We start from the raw sequence: 20,256 nt of genomic DNA, 5'->3' as shown, positions 1-20,256 counted from the left end.
CGCTCTGTATATTAATGATTAAAATGATGGAATAATGCAATGATGATAAATCCTACAGGAATACCAATTGCATAGATTTTACTAAATCTTTTTAATCCTTTTGTGTATTTGTTATTTGCTCCAACAGATTGGAAAGCAGAATCAAAACCATGTAATAAGTGTAGTGCTAAAAACACAAATGCTAAAACATAAACACCTACTCTAATAGGATCCTCAAACATGTGTACTACATGATGATGAAAATCTTTTCCTAATTGACTTTTACCTTCAACGTATTTTTCAACTATTTCTGGTACCCAAAAATCTTTAAAGTGAAATACCATGAATAATAAAATAGCTGCTCCACTCCAAATCATATTACGACTCATCCATGTAGAGTTAGCTGCTCCATTATTTTTAGCATAGCTAATTTGTCTTGCTTTTCTGTTTTTAATTTCTAAAACAAATCCCATTATAAAATGAAATAATACTCCAATTAATAAAATAGGCTGCATAGCATATTGAATTAAAGGATTGTTTCCCATAAAATAAGACACTTCGTTAAAAGCTTCTGGACTAATTACCGAAAGTAAGTTGATTAAAAAATGTTGTAGTAAAAAAAACATTAGAAAGAGTGCTGATAAAGCCATAGCAAACTTCCTACCTATTGAAGAATTTAAAATTCCGCTCATTATAATTGTGGTTAATTATTTGTTATTACAAAGATAAGGCTCAACTTATTTTGAAACAAATTTAAAAACCTATTTGTTTTATTTAGAATGTGTATAAGTAACGTCGTTTATTCAACCTCAAAACCTTTTTCAATACCATCAATTTTAATATAATAATTCCCTAATGAAAGGTAATACTTATCATTTTTAGCTTTGTTGATATCAATAGCTTTATTGACTTTCATTAAGGCTTTTCTACCTTTTTCAGTAATAGTCAAATCGTAGTCTACGTAATTAAACCCTTTATTAACTTTTACTGAAATAGTATTTAAAACCTTTTTGTCTTCAGATAAAATTTGAATTTCTTGCATCCCTGTTTTACTTGTATAAAACTTGATTGAAACTGAAGGTTCATAAGGTTGCATCCACTTGCTCCAAGAATTTCCCCAACGTCGAGAATAACGAATCTTATCTAAATCGAAAATATTAGTCTGACCACTTAAAACTAGATAACCAAATTGCTGAAGTGGTTCTACATTAGTTTTATAAATACTTCTTCCGTGTGTACCTAACAGTAAATCATTACTTTCTTTTTGAATTTTCATATCATGTACTGCAACTGCTGGAAGATTTTTTGAAAACGCATCCCATTTTTGTCCATTATTAAAACTTATGTAAGCTCCATTATCTGTTCCTAAATAAATAATATTGTCTTTTACTTGATCTTCAATAATAACATTTACAGGTGATTTTGGAATATTATTACTAATTGATGTCCAAGTTTGCCCATAATCCTCACTCATATAGACGTAAGTTGTAAAATCGTCATTTCTGTAACCATTTAATGTTGCGTAAACGCGTTCTTTTTTATGCTTAGAAGCTACTACACGTGTTACCCACAAATCGTTAGGTAAATTAGTAGAGATGTTATCCCAAGTAGCACCTTGATTTTTGGTTACATGTATTAACCCATCATCACTACCAACGTAAAGCAATCCAAATTCAAAAGGAGATTCGCTAATTGTGGTTAACGTCCCAAAAGCAACATTTCCTTTTTTTCCACCTTGTGTAAGGTCGTCACTAATAGCTTTCCAAGTATTACCTTGATCTAAAGATCGCATTAATTTATTTCCTCCTAAATATAAAATATCTTGATTGTGACGTGATAAATGTATAGGTGTTTGCCAATTAAATCTATATGGTTTTTCGCCTAATTCATGTTTTGGTTGGATGTAATCTTGGGTTCCAGTTTCTCTGTTTAGTCTAAAATAATTACCAAATTGATAGCCAGTATACACAATATCTGGATTACGATTATCTATTTCTATCTGCATACCATCTCCACCCATTATAAATTTCCATGGATATTCTCCATTTTGATGCCAACTTTTGTCTTCTGGAGCATTATGTGCACCAACCCAAACACCATTATCCTGTAAACCACCATAAACACGATAGGGTTTTTGGTTATCGACATTTATAGCATAAAACTGTCCAACAGAAGGCGAATTATTTTTTATCCAATTTGCTCCATCATCATAAGTTATATTTACTCCACCATCATTTCCATTTACAATATGATTTGGGTTTTTAGGATTAATCCACAAAGCATGATGATCTGCATGCACATTTTCGGCACTTATAGACGTAAATGTTTTACCTCCATCTTTAGATTTTAAAATAGGTACTCCATACACATAAATATTGTTTTGATTTACTGGTGACACATGTACATGTCCAAAATAATAACCGTAACTGTAATATAAATCGTCAAGATAATCGTTGTGTGTTTTTTTCCAAGTTTTTCCTCCATCTGTACTTTTATAGACCTCAGCTCCAATAACAGGTGTGTCAAATAACATAGAATTGGCATCTTCTAAATAATGTGTTAAATCTATTGGTTTTACGTTTCCGCTACGTACCATTTGCTTGACATTTTCTGCTCTGTATTTTTCCTGAAAGCCATTCATCTTTAAAAAGTCATTTAGTTTTTTATCCTCTAGATTTAAAAAATCTGAAGTACTCATGCTTTTAAAATCATCTTTTTGTAATCCTCTTCTAGTTTCTTTTTTACCATCTGAAGGACGTCTAAACTGACTATCATGTATTGCATAAACAATATCATTATCGTAAACTGCCAATCCTATACGTCCTACACCTTTTCCAGTAGGAAAACCACTTGCTTCTGTAGACATTTTAACCCAAGTCTCTCCAGCATCTATACTTTTATATATTGCTGAGTTATTTCCGCTTCCATCAAAATTCCAAGCTTTTCTGTCTTTAGTCCAAGAGGATGCAAACATGACATTATAATCATTAGGAGACTGCCTTATGTCTATAATTCCGCTAACATCATCAACATATAATGTCTTGGTTCAAGTTGTCCCTCCATCTTTTGTTTTGTATACTCCTCTATCTTTGGATTTTGTATATAATGCTCCTGTAACTCCAATAACAACTTCTTTTGAGTTATTTGGATTAATTAAAATACGTCCAATGTGTTGAGAGTTAGGTAAACCAACATTTTGCCATGACACACCATTATTAGAGGATTTTAAAATACCAATACCAGAATAAGAAGATCTTGACGCATTGTTTTCTCCAGTTCCAACCCAAATAGTTTTAGTATTCCAGTCTACAGCAATATCACCAACATTTTGCGTTTGAGAGCTATCTAAAATTGGCACAAAAGTAGTCCCATTATTTGTGGTATGCCAAACACCTCCAGAAGCATAACCTACATAAAACTCTGTTGGGTTATCTGGATTAACATCAATATCTACAACACGACCACTCATAACAGTTGGTCCAATATTAGTAAACGGAACATTTTTAACTACAGAATTATTTTGAGATAAAATTGGAAGCGAAAAAACTAAAAATAAGGATAATATAATGTAAGATCTCATAGCAAAATTATTTAGAGATTGAAGATACTTAAAAGTAATACCAACATCAAAATTAGAACAAAAATATATGAATTTTGAAATTTTATTTTGAATAAATTTTTAACATAAAAAATTAATTGTTAATAAAAAAATTGTGTTTATAATTAAAAATCATCAAATAATATGTTATTTTAACACATTATTACTAACTAAAACTTTATTAAAATGAGCGAGTATTTACCAATGATTATCAATTTACTTTCAGGAGCTGGAGGAGGATTTGCAGCAGGAAAACTTCTAAAAAACTTTTCTTTAGGTAGTGGCTTAAACGCTTTAGTCGGAATCTTAGGAGGAGGACTTGGAGGAAAACTTCTTGGAATGTTAGGACTTGGAGGTGCAGCAGCAGCTGAGGCTTCAACAGGAATGGACATGACTAGCATCTTAGGTAGCGTAGCTGGTGGTGGTGTTGGTGGTGGTGTTTTAATGACTATCATCGGATTTATCAAAAAAGCGATGGGTAAGTCTTAAGCCTAAACCGATTTAAAAAATTTAAAGACGACCAAAAATGGTCGTCTTTTTTATTGCATCTATTTTAAAGTTGTTATTTTTACAAGACTTAAATTTTAATAAAAAAATTTCAGATGAAATACCATAAAATAGATTCCAAGCTTTTTATAAAAAACCGTAAAAACTTTGCTGCACAAATGCAAGCTAAAAGTTTAGCGGTTTTTAACTCCAACGATATTTATCCAGTAAGTGCAGATAGCACTTTACCTTTTGAGCAACATAGAGATATTTTTTATCTAAGTGGTGTTGATCAAGAGGAAAGTATCTTGGTATTATTTCCTGATTGCCCTATAGAAAAACATCGCGAAATGCTGTTTTTAAAAGAAACCAACGAGCATATTGCTGTTTGGGAAGGGGAAAAACTAACAAAAGAAGCTGCATTAGCCACAAGCGGAATTAAAACCGTGTATTGGTTACAAGACCTACATAAAGTTATGGCAGAGCTAATGTCTCAAGCTGAAACGGTTTATATTAACACCAACGAACACTATCGTGCTAATGTAGAAACCCAAACACGCGAAGACCGTTTTACTAAATGGTTAAAAGATAAATATCCAGCACATCGTGTTGCCAAAAGCAATCCTATTTTACAACGTTTACGATCTGTAAAAGATCAGATAGAAATAGATTTAATTCAACAAGCCTGTGATATTACAGAAAAAGGCTTTAGACGTATCCTAGGTTTTGTAAAACCTAATGTTTGGGAGTTTGAAATTGAAGCCGAATTTATGCACGAGTTTTTACGTAACCGTTCTAAAAAGTTTGCATACACACCAATAGTTGCTTCTGGTAATAATGCTAATGTATTACACTATATAGAAAACAACCAACAATGTAAAGCTGGTGATTTAATCCTACTTGATGTTGGTGCAGAATATGCTAACTATAGTAGTGATATGACCAGAACCATTCCTGTTTCTGGTAAATTTACAGCACGTCAAAAAGCAGTCTATAATGCTGTTTTAAGAGTTAAAAATGCTGCAACCAAAATGCTTGTTCCTGGTACAGATTGGGCAGCATACCATAAAGAAGTTGGAGGATTAATGACTAAAGAGCTTTTAGATTTAAAACTAATAGATAAAGCAGACGTTAAAAACGAAAATCCAGATTGGCCAGCTTATAAAAAATACTTTATGCATGGTACATCTCACCACATGGGATTAGACACACACGATTATGGTATTTTAACAGAGCCAATGCAAGCTAATATGGTTTTTACTGTTGAACCTGGAATTTATATTCCAGAAGAAGGGTTTGGTATTAGACTTGAAGACGATGTTATTATACAAGCAAAAGGAGACCCTTTTAATTTAATGCAAAATATACCAATTGAAGCAGATGAGATTGAAGCGTTAATGAATAAATAACCTTATATAATTATTTAAAAAAGAGAGCCTTATGTGCTCTTTTTTTTATTTTACAAAACTTTGACTTTGTAAAAAAATCAACTAACTTCGTTTAACATTCGATAAAGTGAAATGGAAACTCACCTTATATATACGTTCTACACCATTTGAAACGAACATTCGTCATAGCATTAATATTAGTAATCGGAATAGTTTCTGGCTGTAAAAACAATGACACTCTGAATTCAAAAAATATGTCTGAATTACCAAAGTTTAAATACCAACCGAACGCACTCGAATTGGGAATAATTGAAAAGAAAAATATTGATTGTCCAGTTTGTGAGAAAAATAGAGACTATGCTTACTCTGGCGGAATTTACGCTGTCGAAGAAGTTGAATTTATTTGTCCTTGGTGTATTGCGGACGGAAGCGCAGCCGAAAAATACGATGGAATGTATATTGACGATGCTTCTTGCGAAGAAGTTTCTGACCAAAACAAACTGACTGAATTGGTTACGAAAACACCAAATTATGTGAGTTGGCAACAAGAAGTTTGGCTTGCACATCACGATGATTATTGTTCATTTGAGAAATATGTTGGCTGGAAAGAAATTGAACATCTGAAAGAAAATTTATCAGACGATATTGAAAGAATTAAATCGGAATATGGATTATCGCAGTTGGAATTTGAGCAATATTTAGTAAATGATGGCGGAATGCAAGGTTATTTATTTAAGTGTTTAAATTGCGACCAACATCGATTACATATCGACACGAATTAATAAAATCTGAATAAAAACGGTGTAGAACAACGTATAAAATTAATTGCTTGGCTCGAGCCTGCTTACGAAAATCTTCACGGATTTTCTATTCGGTTTGTATTTGCTAAATTCGTTGCTAAACCACTCAACTGAAACTTATACAAACACGTAAAACAAAACATAAAAGCTCGCTTTTTTAATTTATACCAAAACAGGATTACCTTCAAAAACGTAACGTTGTAGTTTTTGCAACGTTTCGACTTTATCACTTGTATTTATTAGTAATGATATATTATTATTAGAGCCACCATAAGATATCATACGTACACTAACATCTTGTAAGATTTGGAATAAATTTGGTGTGTCTGAATGGAAAATTATTGCATTACCAACTAGGCAAACAATGCTCATATAATTATCAACCTCTACATGTGCAAAACGGCTTAACTCTTCTACAATTGCATTTAGATGCGTCGTGTCATCAATGGTTAAAGACACAGCAATCTCTGAAGTAGTAATCATGTCTATTGAGGTTTCATAACGCTCAAAAATTTCAAAAACCTTCTTTAAAAATCCATGAGCTTGTAACATTCTACCAGACTTAATTTTTATAGCTGTAATACCATCTTTAGCAGCAATTGCTTTAATCCCTTCTCCATGGACTTGGTTGGTAATTAGGGTTCCGTCTGCTTTTGGAAGCATGGTGTTTTTTAAACGTACAGGAATATCCAATGCTCTAACTGGCATTACGGTTTGTGGATGTAATATTTTTGCTCCAAAATAGGCCAGCTCTGCAGACTCATCAAAAGACAGGTTAGAAATAGCTTTGGTGTGCTCTACAAATCGTGGATCATTGTTATGAAATCCATCAATATCTGTCCAAATTTGCACTTCTTCGGCTTTTAAAACTGCTCCAATAATAGTTGCAGTATAATCGCTTCCTCCACGTTGTAAATTAGCAATATCACCTTCTGCATCACGACAAATAAAACCTTGTGTGATGTAGATTTCGGCTTGATTGTCTTCAGCCATGATTCGGTTTAAATTCTGTTGTATGTAGTAGTTATCTGGTTCAAAAGTTTTATCAATTCGCATAAAATCTAAAGCTGGTAATAGCTTAGCATTGATGCCTTCTTGTTTTAAAAAATGAGTAAAAATGTATGTAGACATCAATTCGCCTTGAGCGACAATAGTGTTATACAATAAATTACTGTAATTGGTATTTACAAGATTTGCTAAACCATTTAAAACGTTTTGTACATATTGACTAACATTTTGATGTAAATCTGGACTAGTAATTAATGTTTTTATAGTTGTAGCATAGGTATTACTAAGTACATCAATAGTATTTAAGGCTTCCTTAGTTTGTCCATTTTTAATATAATCTGAAATAGTTACTAATGCATTGGTAGTCCCTGACATTGCAGATAAAACCACTACTTTTTGTTGTCCATCATGAATAATGTTTTTAACATTAATCATATTATTTATTGATCCTACAGAGGTACCTCCAAATTTTAATACTAACATTTTTTTTAATTTTATATAGCGAAACTACATGCCAACTCACTAATAGCCATAAAATTGAAAAAATTACACTACTTTTACACATAATGTTAAATAATTAACAAAATGAAAACTATTGCATCTTGTGTAGAGGATATTTTAATTACACAACCGTTTTTAGAAGAAGCCTTATCTAGAAGTATCATTAATTATTCGGCTTTAGCCGAAGAATTGAATGCGCCAATTAGTACCATGTTACGCAAACCTGTAAAATCTGGTGCTATAATGATGGCATTACGTAGGTACAATACACCAAATACGCTAAGACATTCTTTAAAATTAAAAAGTACGTTGCAAAATCTAGGAGATATTACAGTACGGTCTAACTTAAGTGATTTTACGTTTCAAAACTCGGAATCGTTAATTAAAAGTCACACTAAAATACTAGATCAAGTAGAAACTAATAAAGATATTTTTTATGCGTTTACCAGAGGGATTTTTGAAAGTAATATTATTATTTCAAGCTCTGAAAACAAACAGGTTTTAAAATGTTTTAATGCCGAAAAACAAATTGGTTTACAGGAACATTTATCAGCAATTAGTGTACGTTTACCAAAAGATAATTCTAAAATATCTGGTTTGTATTATCAGATTTTTAAACGTTTGGCTTGGGAAAACATACCTATTTACGAAGTGGTTTCTACCACCAACGAATTTACTGTTTTGGTGGAAGACCATGTGGTGGACAAAGCGTTTTCTGTAATTAAAAATTTGAAGAATTAATTGTCATAAAAAAACCGTTAAAGTTAACTTTAACGGTTTAAAATATAGCGCTATCAATCAATTAATGCTGCATTTTATTATTACCTACTCTACTATTAAAGTGTACTGTGGTGTTTCGTTAAAAGGGCAAAAATATTTGTAAGTCCCTTTGGTTAATTTGACTTCTTTTGAAGATTCTGTTTTACCATGTTTTACTAATTGAGACACATAGGCATTTGCAATATGGTTTTTAGGATCTGATCCATCTTTACCGTCTTTAATTAAAACTAATCCAACTTCTGCTACTGCGTTATTATTTGAAACTTCAAATATATAAGTCCCTTCTGCTAGTGTTAATTCTGTTTGTGTAAAGGCTCCTTTTGTTTGCTCTAAAGAGACTGTTGTCACCGTTTCTTTTTTGGTTATACTATCTTGTGCTGTAGCTGTTATTGAAAAGGCTACTAAAAATACTGCGATAAATAAGTTTTTCATTGTTTTGTGTTTTAATTTGTGTTAATTTTTATTAGTTGTTTGTTACTGTAAATTTTCCTGCTTCAATGCTTGGAAAATCAATTTCGGTTTGGGCAATATGATTGACATAGTTTGTTAATGTGTTAGACACAACGTTTAATACTATTTCTAAAATATCGCCATCATTATAGCCTGCGTCTTTTACTGCTTGAATAATTTCTGTAGATACTTGTCCTTTATTTTTTGTTACTGCTTGCGCAAATTGTAAACCTGCTTGCGTTTTAGTATCTGCTGCGATTGCTTGTCTGTTTAATTCTGTTTGTTGTTCTGTTAAACCATTCATTTTTCCAATTGCTGTATGTGCAGATAGGCAGTAATTGCATGCGTTTTCTTCTGCTATTGCTAATGCTAATTGCTCTCTAAACTTATTATTAAAGTTTCCGCTTGCGGTTAACTCGCCCAAACTTAAATAGGTTTGTAAGGTTGCTGGAGAGTTACCAAATACTTTTATTAGGTTTGGAATAAATCCTAATTTGCTTTGTACAGCATTGAATAATTCTTTTGATTTTCCTGTTGTTGTTTCTGGGTTTAATGTTTTAATTCTTGTGCTCATAATTTCTATGTTTTTATTATTGTTGTTGTTGTTTTATTTTATTGTTGTTGCAATTGCATATTTTATTGTCTGTTTGTTTATTGTCGTATTCTTGAAATCCCCAACAATTTGGGCATTGGTTGTTTTGTATTGTTTTCATATTAGCTATGTTTTTATTGTTACTAATTAATTACAGTGCAAAGATGCGACGAGAAGACAGTTTAAAAAATGGACAAAAGTTCCTTTTGCTTGGACTAAGCTATTTTATTAGGTTTTTGAGCCTGTAATTATTGCGTGAAGGATAGAAATGGCATCCTTTTTTTGCTGCCATATATGGCAAAAAAAGATATAATGGATAGCCTGACCTTTATGGTCACGCCAAAAAAAAATTAATGGTCTTTTTTAAACTGAAGTGGAGATTTTAAGGTTCCTTTTTTAAAAAACCTTGTAAAGTAGGCTGCGTCGTTAAATCCTAAATCAAATGCTATTTGTTTTACAGAATCGTTTGAATAAATTAATTGACGTTTGGCTTCTAGGATAATTCTGTTTTTAATAAAATCGCTTGGTGTTTGGGTGCCTATTTTATTAAAATGTTTGGTTAAAGATTTTGGCGATAGTCCTAGTCTGTTAGCATAGGCTGTTACTGTATGTAGCTTTTTATAATTTTGTTCTACTAATACACTAAAGTCTTTAAATAGTTTGGTATCTGTATCTTCTTTTATGGGATCGTGTTCTGCTCTAACACGAACAGCGTGAATAATAAATTGTTTTAAATATGTTTGAAGCATGTCGTATTGTGCAGCTTCTGACGATTTAAACTCTTCTATTAATCCTTCTAAAATAAATTGAAGTTTTTGTGTGTCACTATCGCAAGGTTTTACAAACGGAGTGTCGTATACATTATTAAACAACACGCCATTACAAGCGACTTCTTTATCATGTGTTTGAATACAATAAAAATCACGAACAAAAGATATTTTATAGGCTTCCTGAATCAACTCAGAATCTATTGAGAATACTTGACCTGGAGATAAAAAAAACAACACATTATCTTGAAATTTATAACTTTTAAAATCTATGTTATACATTCCTTTTCCTTTTTTAACCCAATATATATTATAAGCCTCTACTTGTTCTGGCTTGTTAAATACACAGGCTTTTTCAAACTGTACAATACTTAAAGAAAATATATCTTTAAAAGAATAGGTTAAAATATCTTGAACTGCCATATAAAATTAATTAGAGACGCCTTTAGTCGTAAATATTTTGAAATTTACTAAAACAAAGCCCGTAAAAGCTGATGATACCTTTTTACCAAAGTCGTACAATGTCCCTTGTAATTTGGCGTGTGCATAAATACCAATAATAGGAATTACAACTGCTGTAATGATAAATCCTAAGGTTACCCAAAACCAATCGTCTCCTGCCTTATAACCTAAAAATGGTGGAAGCAGCAAATTTCCTGCTCCAAAAAACAGAGAAAACAAAGCGAAACTGGTTATAAAGAGGTCTTTAGTTTTGTTCATTATTATGTTTATTATGTTGGCAAAAAACACCAACTTTAGCTAATATTTTTATCTTCTTATACCTATAGGTTTCAAAAATATTTCAGGATAATTAATTGGTTTTTTTAAGTTCTAAATTCTGAAAATCGAAACTAAAATCTGTAATTGGTGCAATATGACTCATGGTTGCACTTACTGTTTCTCCTTTTGCATTAAAAGTAAATTGCACAAATACATCTGCATCATAGCTTCTGTTATTCCATTTTGCAACGTAGGTAGTTGCATTGTATGGCAATAATTGTCCTGTTAAACTTTTAGAATTTTTGCAAGTAATGGTTAATCCTTTTTTGCTTTCAGAAATAATAACATTTCCAAACCAATCGTCTGTATACGTTCCTGCAATAGTGGATGGTTTTGGTAGTTTTGGACTACGTTTCATTTGTTTTACCTGAGCATAAACACCTGCTTTAATACTGTCGTTATATTTAAGCCAATTAGTATTACTTTTTCCTAATTTTTCTAACCAATTTCTGTCCTCATAACCTAAATAACTATCTTTAATAGTATTGGTTATTGTACTAAATGCTGATCCATTCATTTGATTTGTTAATACTACAATTGCTAAATCTAAATCTGGTATCATAGTAAATTGAGTTACAGTACCTAATAATCCTCCTGTATGATATACTTGCTTATAACCACCTTTTACATCTGTTACAAACCAACCTAGACCATAGCCTTTAAAATTAGAATTATAACTATCGTTTTTTCTTACTTTTAAAGGTGTTTGTAGCTGCCAAAGCTCATTAAACTGTTTTTCTGTTAACAGACGTTCACCATTTTTGGTTACTGCGTCATCCATTAAAAACTGAGCCCAAGTTAACATGTCATCTACATTGCTTACAATTCCGCCTGCTGCATTTGCAGTATCACTCCAATCATGCGGAATCTGTTCCAATTTTCCATCTGCTAAGGTATGTGCTTCAATAATATTAGATTTATCTGTCACACGATTGTAGGATGCCTTACTATTTATCATGCCAACTGGTTTCATTATTTTAGTTTCAATAAAATCTTCCCAAGTCAAACCGCTAACACGTTTTAAAACTTCTCCAGCAACAATAAACATGTTATTATTATATTCAAAAGCACTTCTAAAAGAGGATTGTGGTTCTAGGTTTTTTACGTTATTAATTACATCTTCCACTTTAAAATGACCATTTTCTGGAAAAAACATTAAATCTCCAGATCCTAATCCTAATCCACTTCTGTGTGTTACCAAATCTCTAACAGTAAATTGCTCTGTAACCCAAGCATCTTGCAACCTAAACTCTGGTATATGTTGCCTTACTTTATCGTCCCAATTAAGTTTTCCAGCATCTACCATCATTGCTAAAGCAAAACAAGTAAATCCTTTACTGTTAGACGCAACACCAACTAAAGTATTGTTGTCCATGTTTTTTTTATTAGATAAAGCACGTACACCATGACCTTTTGCATAGACAACTTTTCCATCTTTTATGACACCAACAGAAATTCCAGGAACTTCAAAAGTCTTCAAAGTATTTTCTATAAGCTGATCTAGTTTTGCTTCTTCAATTTGAGCAGATATAAAATATGGGCTTATTAATAGGAATACGAAAAATGCTTTTTTGATGTTCATAACAGCGATTTATTTAATTGAATATCTTCAAATATAGTAAAAATACTTCCTTATAAGGCTGAAGCAAAAACACAACAAATACTATCTTTGCTATCTATGACAATTACACACAAAAATGCATCTGTTTGGTATACAGTTTCTGGAAAAGGATCTGCAATTGTATTACTTCATGGTTTTTTAGAAGACAGCTCTATGTGGAATGATTTGGTAGCACTTTTGTCTAAAAAAAATAAAGTGATTTGTATTGATCTATTAGGTCATGGTAAAACAGAATCTTTAGGTTACGTACATACTATGGATGACATGGCAAATGCTGTATATGCAGTCTTAAAACATCTAAAATTAAGAAAATATACTTTTATTGGTCATTCCATGGGTGGATATGTTGCGTTGGCTTTTGCTAAATTACATACCAAAAATATTAAAGGATTATGCTTATTAAACTCTACTTATCAAGCTGATGATGAAGATAGAAAGCTATTAAGAACACGCGCTAACAAAATGATACAATCCAATTTTAATAATATGGTACGTATGAGTTTTGCTAATTTATTTAGTGCTTCTAGTAAAGAAAAACATAAGCAAGCTTTTCATGCTGCTTTACAAATAGCACTTAAAACATCACTTCAAGGTTATATGGCTGGACAAGAAGGCATGAAATTACGTGAGGATAGTTCAGTCTTTTTTGCAAATGCACCTTTTAAAACCTGTATTGTTTTAGGTAAAAAAGATACTGTTATTGATATAGAAAGCACAATTAACTTTGCTAAAAAACACGCTATTGAAACCTTTGTTTTTAGCGAAGGTCATATGTCACACATTGAAAATAAAGAACAGTATTTACAACAAATAATGTTTTTTATCGAAAAAATACATCATTTTGTCGATACTTTAGAATAATTGTCTATATTTGTACAGTCAATAATAAAGCAATCACAATTTGATTGTTTTATAAAAATAGATAATTAATGGAAAAAGTAGCAACCAAATCATCATCAAAAGGTAGTTTATATTGCTCTCTTTTTGGGCATAACTTTGAAGTTAGCAAAAAAATTACCTATCACGTTAAAGAATATAAATGTTGTCATTGCAAAAAAGAAATGACCACAAATGGTAATGGTCATTTAACAGAGTTAACAGAAAAATTTAAAGAAATAAACTCTGTTTTAGAACGCATTCATAAAAATAAAATGCTTCGATTTTCAAAAAACAAAACACAATATTCTACATTAAAAATGACGTCTTAGTCCTTTTTAAAACTAGTCCATCCTTGAGCGGTTAATTCTATTTTTTGATCAGCTCTAGTAACCAAATGCGCTCCTGCATTTTCTTCAGTAATAAAACCAATAACAGTTACATTTGGATTGGCTTTTATTTTTGGAAAATCTTCCTGAGAAATGGTCATTAACAATTCATAATCTTCTCCTCCATTTAAAGCAACTGTAGTGCTATCCATATTAAACTCTTCGCAAGTAGAAATAACCTGAGGGTCTAACGGAATTTTGTTTTCATATAAATCACAACCTACTTTACTATGCTTACATAAATGCAAAATTTCTGACGATAATCCATCACTTATATCTATCATAGATGTTGGTTTAACCTCTAAATCCTGCAATATTTTAATAATATCTTTTCTTGCTTCAGGCTTTAATTGACGCTCAATTATATAAGTATAGGCATCTAAATCTGGTTGGCTATTTGGATTGACTTTAAAAACTTCTTTTTCTCTTTCTAACACTTGTAATCCTAAATAAGCTCCTCCTAAATCTCCAGTAACCACTAACAAATCGTTTGGTTTTGCTCCACTTCTATAAACCTCATCTCCTTTTTTAACTTGACCAATTGCAGTAACAGAAATAATTAAACCTGAAGTAGAAGATGTTGTGTCTCCACCAACTAAATCTACATTATATAATTTACAAGCAGTTTGTATTCCTGCATATAACTCTTCGATTGCTTCTAAAGGAAAACGATTAGAAACAGCAATAGAAACTGTTACTTGAGTTGCTTCAGCGTTCATTGCATAAACATCAGATAAATTAACAATTACAGATTTGTAACCTAAGTGCTTTAAAGGCATATAACTTAAATCAAAATGCACGCCTTCTACTAAAAAATCTGTAGTAACAACCACTCGTTTATCATCAAACTCTAAAACAGCAGCATCATCACCAATACTTTTAATTGTCGATTCTTGTTTAATATCAAAGTTTTTAGCTAAATGATCAATTAATCCAAATTCGCCTAACTGACTTAAAGCTGTACGTTGTTGATTTTTATCTTCTATCATGTTGCAAAAATACTAAGCTTAATTTAATAGTTGCCTTTTAGCATGTAAAAAAGGGTTTAAATTGTTTTATTTTCAATAAACATGTCAATAATTAACGGAAAATTAGCAATTTAACATCTATAACATGTTATTTGTCGGTAATTCTGCTAAATTTGTGTCACAAAATTTTGAACAACTTAACCTAATGAATATTTCAAAAAAAATTCTCGTAACTTTTATATTTTTAACTAGTCAACTAATAATGGCTCAAAGTCCTTGTGCAGACGGTTTTGCCACACAAACCATTGATGGTGTTACTACTTCTTATCCTTGTAATGGATATGATTTATTATCTAGAGTTCCAGTATCTACATTAGCAACAACTCTTGGTACAGAAGAAGGAAGTGATATTTGGGGTTGGACAGACCCACTAAACGGAAATGAATATGCTATTGTTGGGACTACAAACAGTACTGCATTTGTTAATGTAACTGACCCTTTAAATCCTTTGTTTTTAGGTCGAATAGAAACATCAAATGGAAACACTTCATATTGGAGAGATATTAAAGTTTACAACAACCACGCATTTATAGTTGCAGATGGTGTTGGAAATCATGGAATGCAAATCTTTGATTTAACCAATTTAAGAACAGGTGCTAATCCAGACTTAACTTATACAAGTGATCCAACAGATGGGAATGTAAAATTATTTAATGGTGATAATGGAATTACTATAGGAAGTTGTCACAATATTGTAATTAATGAATCTGAAGGTATTGCTTATTTAGTTGGTTGCGGAGCTGCAAGTGGTGGACCAATTTTTGTAGATATCTCAAGTCCTTTAACACCAAATGTTGTTGGTAGTTATTCTGGTAAAGGGTATACACACGATGCGCAAGTTATTACATATAACGGAACAGATACTAATGTTACTAGTCCTACAGTTACTGGAGTAGCAAGTTATGTTGGAAGGCAAATATTATTAGCTAGTAATGGTGGATCTAACGATAGAGTTGTCTTGTTAGATGTAACAGATAAAAATAATCCTCAGTTTATTTCTGAAATCACTTATCCAAACCCTGGTTATGCTCATCAAGGTTGGTTTACAGAAGACCATAGGTATTTTATCTTTGGAGACGAAACAGATGAACAGTCCTTTGGAAGTAACACAAAAACATATGTTTTTGACATGTTAGATTTAGACAATCCTGTTTTATCTTCTACATATACAGGACCATCTGCAGCAATAGACCATAATGGTTATGTAAAAGGAGATGAATTTTTCTTAGCAAATTATCGAGCAGGAATGCGTGTATTAGATATCACAAATATTGCAGCAGCTACAAACGCAATGACAGAAATAGCATATTTTGATACTTATCCTTCTAACAATAACACAAATTTTAATGGTGCTTGGAGTATCTACCCTTATTTTACAAGTGGCAATATTATAATTAGTGATATTGAACGTGGCTTATTTGTAGTAAGATCAAGTAGTTCTCCTTTAAGTACAGACAATTTTAGTTTAAACAATTCTTTTACTATTACTCCTAACCCTGCACAATCAGAATCTAAACTAAAATCAACATCGGGTAATACAATTAAGACAGTACAGATTTACAATGTGCTAGGTAAAAGTCTATTTTATAAAGACAATATAGATTCAGAAACTTTCGTTTTACCAATACAAAATCTATCTAGCGGAATTTATTTAGTAAAAATCAACGACTTAACTTCTAAGAAGTTAGTAGTAAACAAATAAACTTATGGCTACATTTAAAAAAGCATTAAAATCTATAATACTAATTGTTAGTGTTTTCAGTTTTGTGATGATTTATCAAAGTTGTTCAAATAACGATGATGAAAATAGTGGAACAATAATTATTGATACTGATGGAGATGGTGTAGCAGATGAAATAGATAATTGTCCTGATATTGCTAACCCTAATCAAGAAGACACAGATAATGATGGTATTGGAGATGCTTGTGACACCCAACAACCAGTTCCTCAGTTTCCATGTATAAATGGAATGGCTGGTCAATACCCTTGTAATGGTTATGATTTAATGTCAGAAATAAATGTTGCGACATTAAGTGGTGTCTCTAATGCAGATGGAAATGATATTTGGGGTTGGACAGATCCTTTAGACGGAAAAGAATATGCACTAATTGGATTATCAAACAGCACAGCTTTTATAGATGTTACAGATCCAGTAAACCCTATTTTTTTAGGTAGATTAGATACTAATGCAGGTTCTAATATTTGGAGAGATGTAAAAACTTATAATAATTATGCCTTTATCGTTGCAGATGGAGTCGGTCCACATGGCATGCAAGTTTTTGATTTAACGCGTTTAAGAAACGTGACTAATCCTCCAGAAACTTTTACTGCAGATACTGTTTATACAGGTGTTGGAAGTTGTCATAATATTGTAATTAATGAAACAGAAGGTGTTGCTTATCTAGTAGGATGTGTAAGTACAAATGGAGGAGGTCCAATTTTTATCGATATTTCTAATCCAACTAATCCAACTTTATTAGGAGACTACACAGCTGTAGGTTACACGCATGATGCACAAGTAGTTACATATTCTGGACCAGATTCAGATTACACTGGCAGTCAAATATATATTGGTAGTAATGGTAATACAGATCAAGTTGTTATTTTGGATGTAACAGATAAAAGTAATATTACAGAAATTAGTAGTTTTACTTACCCTCAAACATCTTATGCTCATCAAGGTTGGTTTACAGAAGACCAAAAATATTTGATTATTGGAGATGAAACTGACGAAACAACTTTTGGTTTTAATACCAAAACAATAATTTTTGATCTTACAGATCTTGACAATCCGCTTTTACATGCAGACTATTTTGGCCCAACTCCAGCTATAGATCATAATGGTTATGTTAAAGGAGATGAATACTATTTAGCTAACTATAGAGCAGGATTAAGGGTTTTAGATATTTCAAATATTGACTCTACAACAAACCCAATGACCGAGACAGGTTATTTTGACACCTTTCCTACAAGCGATAGCGCTAATTATGATGGAGTTTGGAGTGTTTATCCTTATTTTGAAAGTGGTAATATAATTATTGGAGATATAAATAGTGGACTTATAATTGTCAGAAAAAGTAATTAACTATGTTTAATAAGACATTACAATCCATATTCGTTTTCGTAATTTTATTAATATCGATTAACTCATGTACAGATAAAAATGATGATGACGATATTATTAACCCACAAATTTCTGCTCAAGGTATTATAGAAAACATTGATACTTTAGGTGGTTCTAAAAACGAAAGTGGTCAAGCAGTTAAAACTACATCTGATGGTGGATTTGTAGTCCTAGGATTTACACAATCTATGGACCAAGATGTAACAGATAAAACAGATGAAAGCTATGATGTTTGGGTATTAAAATATAATGCTGAAGCAGAATTAGAATGGACTAAAACTTATGGAGGAACAAATGACGAAAGAGGAAATGACATCATACAAACACAAGATGGAGGTTATGCTATAATAGGATTTACTTACAGTAATGATGGTGATATATCAAACAATAATGGACAAGAAGACTTTTGGGTTATAAAATTGGACAATCAAGGCAACTTATCATGGCAAAACACCTATGGATATTCTGGAATTGATACTGGATATTCAATCTTACAAACCAATGATGGTGGTTATTTTATAACTGGTGTTTTAGATGTCACAGCATCTGGAGGAGCAGGAAATACTAGAAATAATCAAACCCAACACGCTGGAGGAGATTATTGGTCACTTAAATTAGACCAAAGCGGAACAATAGAATGGAGTAAATACTTTGGCGGTTTTTTTACAGATACTGCTTATGATGCTATCCAAACAGAAGATAATGGGTTTTTAATCATTGGATCCTCAGATAGCGAAGACACAGATATATCAAACAATAAAGGATCTTACGATTTTTGGATTGTTAAAGTCTCAAACACAGGAACTACAGAGTGGGAAAAATCTTTTGGAAGCACAGAAATTGATGAAGCTAGAGCAATAATTAAATCTAGTGATGGCAACTATCTAATTATTGGTGATACCAGAGGACAAGATACAGATGTTAGCTCTAATTTTGGAGCTGCTGATGTTTGGGTCATTAAAATATCTCCAACTGGAGATTTACTTTGGGAAAAAACCTATGGAGGAGAAAACTTTGATGTTGGTCGTGCAATTGCTAAGACAGTGGATGATGGATTTGTAATCTGCGGAAGTTCCAGAAGTGCGTCAGGAAATCTTACAGAAAATCAAGGTCAAAATGATGCTTGGATTTTAAAAATTGATAACTCAGGAAGTCTAAAATGGCAACAATCTATTGGTGGAACTAATGTAGATTTTGCTTACGGAATTGCTGAAATTGGAAACGGAAACATTATAGTAGTTGGAGAATCCAGTAGTAATGATGCTGATATAACTGAAAACAAAGGATTTACAGATTTACTTTTAATTGAGATAAAATAAAATGAAAAAAATTGCGTCACTTTTACTATTTACATTATTACTATTTACCTGTAATGAAGACATGGATGACAACACACCTTCTACAGCTTCAATAGCATTTAACTTTACTCATAATTGGGACGATACACAGATAAACAGTACTAATTTAGAAGCTGAAACAGTTACCAATGCAAACGGAGAAGTTATAAATATAGACAGAATTAGATACTTAGTGTCTCGTTTTGAATTAGTAAGCCTTTCAGGAAACACCTATAGTTTTGATGGTTACAAATTCACAGATTTATCTGATGAAGCGACTTATAATTTTAACCCAGAAATTAATACTATTCCAACTGGAACCTACACCTTAAGGTTTATTTGGGGTTTTAATGAAGAAGATAATATCGATGGTCTTTATCAAGATTTAAATACAGCAACATGGAGTTGGCCAGCAATGCTTGGAGCAGGTTACCACTTTTTACAATTTGATGGTATGTATAATGTAGACACAACTAATCCGAGTCCTTTTAATTATCATAATGGTACAGCACGTGTAAGTGATGGTGTTTTTGAGCAAAATTTTGCAGTTATAGAATTAGACACACCAATTTCAATAACTAATGATGCATCAATTGAAGTAAAAATGAATATTGCCGAATTCTTTACAAACCCAAACACATGGGATTTAAACGTTTTGGACACACCACTAATGCCAAATTATAATGCACAAAAAATGATGCAAGAAAATGTATTAAGTGTATTTAGTATTGGTGAAATAACTCAATAAAAA

General features: G+C 31.8%; 18 protein-coding genes and 2 pseudogenes. 10 read left to right on the top strand and 10 right to left on the bottom strand.

Translation table 11 applies throughout. From position 1 onward, the window contains the following. Nucleotides 1-11: 11 nt before the first annotated feature. Together SJY17_RS04985 and SJY17_RS04980 are read right to left on the bottom strand one after the other, a co-directional pair. Nucleotides 12-671 (bottom strand): succinate dehydrogenase cytochrome b subunit, encoded by a 660-nt coding sequence (locus tag SJY17_RS04985; RefSeq protein ID WP_397364382.1) that lies wholly within the window; start codon nucleotides 669-671, stop codon nucleotides 12-14. A 107-nt stretch (nucleotides 672-778) separates the two neighbouring features. Further along, nucleotides 779-3,496 (bottom strand): annotated as a pseudogene (locus SJY17_RS04980) (glycosyl hydrolase); the annotation flags it as partial. Nucleotides 3,497-3,763: 267 nt separating this feature from the next. Between SJY17_RS04980 and SJY17_RS04975 the strand changes: the two are divergent. The 3 genes from SJY17_RS04975 (at nucleotide 3,764) to SJY17_RS04965 (ending at nucleotide 6,233) form a co-directional block, all read left to right on the top strand. Next, on the top strand, nucleotides 3,764-4,066 hold the full coding sequence (locus SJY17_RS04975; protein WP_397364381.1) for a hypothetical protein: 303 nt from the start codon (nucleotides 3,764-3,766) through the stop codon (nucleotides 4,064-4,066). Between the two features lie 113 nt (nucleotides 4,067-4,179). Beyond that, a complete protein-coding gene (locus SJY17_RS04970) occupies nucleotides 4,180-5,472 on the top strand; it encodes an aminopeptidase P N-terminal domain-containing protein (RefSeq protein WP_397364380.1) in 1,293 nt (430 codons plus the stop codon). Nucleotides 5,473-5,705: 233 nt separating this feature from the next. After that, nucleotides 5,706-6,233, top strand: coding sequence for a CbrC family protein (locus SJY17_RS04965; RefSeq protein ID WP_397364379.1), 528 nt, complete (start codon nucleotides 5,706-5,708; stop codon nucleotides 6,231-6,233). Nucleotides 6,234-6,413: 180 nt separating this feature from the next. Here SJY17_RS04965 and SJY17_RS04960 read toward each other — a convergent pair whose 3' ends face one another. Continuing rightward, nucleotides 6,414-7,742 carry an aspartate kinase gene (locus tag SJY17_RS04960; RefSeq protein ID WP_397364378.1) on the bottom strand — a complete coding sequence of 443 codons (1,329 nt, stop codon included), beginning with the start codon at nucleotides 7,740-7,742 and terminating at the stop codon, nucleotides 6,414-6,416. Between the two features lie 102 nt (nucleotides 7,743-7,844). Between SJY17_RS04960 and SJY17_RS04955 the strand changes: the two genes are divergently transcribed. After that, nucleotides 7,845-8,501, top strand: coding sequence for a hypothetical protein (locus SJY17_RS04955; RefSeq protein WP_397364377.1), 657 nt, complete (start codon nucleotides 7,845-7,847; stop codon nucleotides 8,499-8,501). Nucleotides 8,502-8,585: 84 nt separating this feature from the next. Here the strand turns inward: SJY17_RS04955 and SJY17_RS04950 are convergent, their stop codons facing one another. The 6 genes and pseudogenes from SJY17_RS04950 to SJY17_RS04925 form a co-directional block, all read right to left on the bottom strand. After that, nucleotides 8,586-8,972 carry a hypothetical protein gene (locus SJY17_RS04950; protein WP_397364376.1) on the bottom strand — a complete coding sequence of 129 codons (387 nt, stop codon included), beginning with the start codon at nucleotides 8,970-8,972 and terminating at the stop codon, nucleotides 8,586-8,588. 31 nt (nucleotides 8,973-9,003) lie between these two features. Then, entirely contained in the window at nucleotides 9,004-9,564 is a 561-nt protein-coding gene (locus tag SJY17_RS04945; RefSeq protein WP_397364375.1) for a carboxymuconolactone decarboxylase family protein, read from the bottom strand. A gap of 16 nt (nucleotides 9,565-9,580) precedes the next feature. Then, a complete protein-coding gene (locus SJY17_RS04940; protein ID WP_397364374.1) occupies nucleotides 9,581-9,703 on the bottom strand; it encodes a hypothetical protein in 123 nt (40 codons plus the stop codon). A 229-nt stretch (nucleotides 9,704-9,932) separates the two neighbouring features. Then, nucleotides 9,933-10,772 (bottom strand): helix-turn-helix domain-containing protein, encoded by an 840-nt coding sequence (locus tag SJY17_RS04935; protein ID WP_397364373.1) that lies wholly within the window; start codon nucleotides 10,770-10,772, stop codon nucleotides 9,933-9,935. 60 nt (nucleotides 10,773-10,832) lie between these two features. Further along, nucleotides 10,833-11,069 (bottom strand): annotated as a pseudogene (locus SJY17_RS04930) (branched-chain amino acid transport system II carrier protein); the annotation flags it as partial. 91 nt (nucleotides 11,070-11,160) lie between these two features. Then, nucleotides 11,161-12,711: a serine hydrolase gene (locus SJY17_RS04925; RefSeq protein ID WP_397364372.1), complete on the bottom strand. Its 1,551-nt coding sequence runs from the start codon at nucleotides 12,709-12,711 to the stop codon at nucleotides 11,161-11,163. Between the two features lie 96 nt (nucleotides 12,712-12,807). Between SJY17_RS04925 and SJY17_RS04920 the strand changes: the two genes are divergently transcribed. After that, a complete protein-coding gene (locus tag SJY17_RS04920; RefSeq protein ID WP_397364371.1) occupies nucleotides 12,808-13,611 on the top strand; it encodes an alpha/beta fold hydrolase in 804 nt (267 codons plus the stop codon). A 68-nt stretch (nucleotides 13,612-13,679) separates the two neighbouring features. Continuing rightward, nucleotides 13,680-13,958, top strand: a complete 279-nt coding sequence (locus tag SJY17_RS04915; protein WP_397364370.1) for a hypothetical protein — start codon at nucleotides 13,680-13,682, stop codon at nucleotides 13,956-13,958. On the opposite strand, the gene thiL is transcribed toward SJY17_RS04915, so the two are convergent. After that, complete coding sequence (gene thiL / locus SJY17_RS04910) at nucleotides 13,955-15,004, bottom strand: thiamine-phosphate kinase (protein ID WP_397364369.1); 1,050 nt, start codon at nucleotides 15,002-15,004, stop codon at nucleotides 13,955-13,957. The two genes, SJY17_RS04915 and thiL, sit on opposite strands and share 4 nt — an antisense overlap. 241 nt (nucleotides 15,005-15,245) lie before the next feature. Here thiL and SJY17_RS04905 point away from each other — a divergent pair, with 241 nt between their 5' ends. Genes SJY17_RS04905 through SJY17_RS04890 form a run of 4 tightly spaced genes read left to right on the top strand, consistent with a single transcriptional unit; the run spans nucleotide 15,246 to nucleotide 20,253 of the window. After that, nucleotides 15,246-16,745, top strand: coding sequence for a choice-of-anchor B family protein (locus tag SJY17_RS04905; RefSeq protein WP_397364368.1), 1,500 nt, complete (start codon nucleotides 15,246-15,248; stop codon nucleotides 16,743-16,745). A gap of 4 nt (nucleotides 16,746-16,749) precedes the next feature. Beyond that, nucleotides 16,750-18,129 carry a choice-of-anchor B family protein gene (locus tag SJY17_RS04900; RefSeq protein ID WP_397364367.1) on the top strand — a complete coding sequence of 460 codons (1,380 nt, stop codon included), beginning with the start codon at nucleotides 16,750-16,752 and terminating at the stop codon, nucleotides 18,127-18,129. Nucleotides 18,130-18,131: 2 nt separating this feature from the next. Then, nucleotides 18,132-19,487: a hypothetical protein gene (locus SJY17_RS04895; RefSeq protein WP_397364366.1), complete on the top strand. Its 1,356-nt coding sequence runs from the start codon at nucleotides 18,132-18,134 to the stop codon at nucleotides 19,485-19,487. Between the two features lies 1 nt (nucleotide 19,488). Further along, a complete protein-coding gene (locus SJY17_RS04890) occupies nucleotides 19,489-20,253 on the top strand; it encodes an MbnP family protein (RefSeq protein ID WP_397364365.1) in 765 nt (254 codons plus the stop codon). Nucleotides 20,254-20,256 lie beyond the last annotated feature (3 nt).

Origin of the sequence: Olleya sp. R77988 (assembly GCF_044594215.1) — a bacterium.
Classification (GTDB): domain Bacteria; phylum Bacteroidota; class Bacteroidia; order Flavobacteriales; family Flavobacteriaceae; genus Olleya.
Note: the sequence above shows the minus strand (reverse complement) of the source record. Positions and strands in the feature narration are given on the sequence as shown.

Excerpts from the sequence above, each read along its gene's own strand:
- SJY17_RS04985 (WP_397364382.1), bottom strand. The coding sequence starts at position 671 with ATGAGCGGAATTTTAAATTCTTCAATAGGTAGGAAGTTTGCTATGGCT.
- SJY17_RS04975 (WP_397364381.1), top strand. The coding sequence starts at position 3,764 with ATGAGCGAGTATTTACCAATGATTATCAATTTACTTTCAGGAGCTGGA.
- SJY17_RS04970 (WP_397364380.1), top strand. The coding sequence starts at position 4,180 with ATGAAATACCATAAAATAGATTCCAAGCTTTTTATAAAAAACCGTAAA.
- SJY17_RS04965 (WP_397364379.1), top strand. The coding sequence starts at position 5,706 with ATGTCTGAATTACCAAAGTTTAAATACCAACCGAACGCACTCGAATTG.
- SJY17_RS04960 (WP_397364378.1), bottom strand. The coding sequence starts at position 7,742 with ATGTTAGTATTAAAATTTGGAGGTACCTCTGTAGGATCAATAAATAAT.
- SJY17_RS04955 (WP_397364377.1), top strand. The coding sequence starts at position 7,845 with ATGAAAACTATTGCATCTTGTGTAGAGGATATTTTAATTACACAACCG.
- SJY17_RS04950 (WP_397364376.1), bottom strand. The coding sequence starts at position 8,972 with ATGAAAAACTTATTTATCGCAGTATTTTTAGTAGCCTTTTCAATAACA.
- SJY17_RS04945 (WP_397364375.1), bottom strand. The coding sequence starts at position 9,564 with ATGAGCACAAGAATTAAAACATTAAACCCAGAAACAACAACAGGAAAA.
- SJY17_RS04940 (WP_397364374.1), bottom strand. The coding sequence starts at position 9,703 with ATGAAAACAATACAAAACAACCAATGCCCAAATTGTTGGGGATTTCAA.
- SJY17_RS04935 (WP_397364373.1), bottom strand. The coding sequence starts at position 10,772 with ATGGCAGTTCAAGATATTTTAACCTATTCTTTTAAAGATATATTTTCT.
- SJY17_RS04925 (WP_397364372.1), bottom strand. The coding sequence starts at position 12,711 with ATGAACATCAAAAAAGCATTTTTCGTATTCCTATTAATAAGCCCATAT.
- SJY17_RS04920 (WP_397364371.1), top strand. The coding sequence starts at position 12,808 with ATGACAATTACACACAAAAATGCATCTGTTTGGTATACAGTTTCTGGA.
- SJY17_RS04915 (WP_397364370.1), top strand. The coding sequence starts at position 13,680 with ATGGAAAAAGTAGCAACCAAATCATCATCAAAAGGTAGTTTATATTGC.
- thiL (WP_397364369.1), bottom strand. The coding sequence starts at position 15,004 with ATGATAGAAGATAAAAATCAACAACGTACAGCTTTAAGTCAGTTAGGC.
- SJY17_RS04905 (WP_397364368.1), top strand. The coding sequence starts at position 15,246 with ATGGCTCAAAGTCCTTGTGCAGACGGTTTTGCCACACAAACCATTGAT.
- SJY17_RS04900 (WP_397364367.1), top strand. The coding sequence starts at position 16,750 with ATGGCTACATTTAAAAAAGCATTAAAATCTATAATACTAATTGTTAGT.
- SJY17_RS04895 (WP_397364366.1), top strand. The coding sequence starts at position 18,132 with ATGTTTAATAAGACATTACAATCCATATTCGTTTTCGTAATTTTATTA.
- SJY17_RS04890 (WP_397364365.1), top strand. The coding sequence starts at position 19,489 with ATGAAAAAAATTGCGTCACTTTTACTATTTACATTATTACTATTTACC.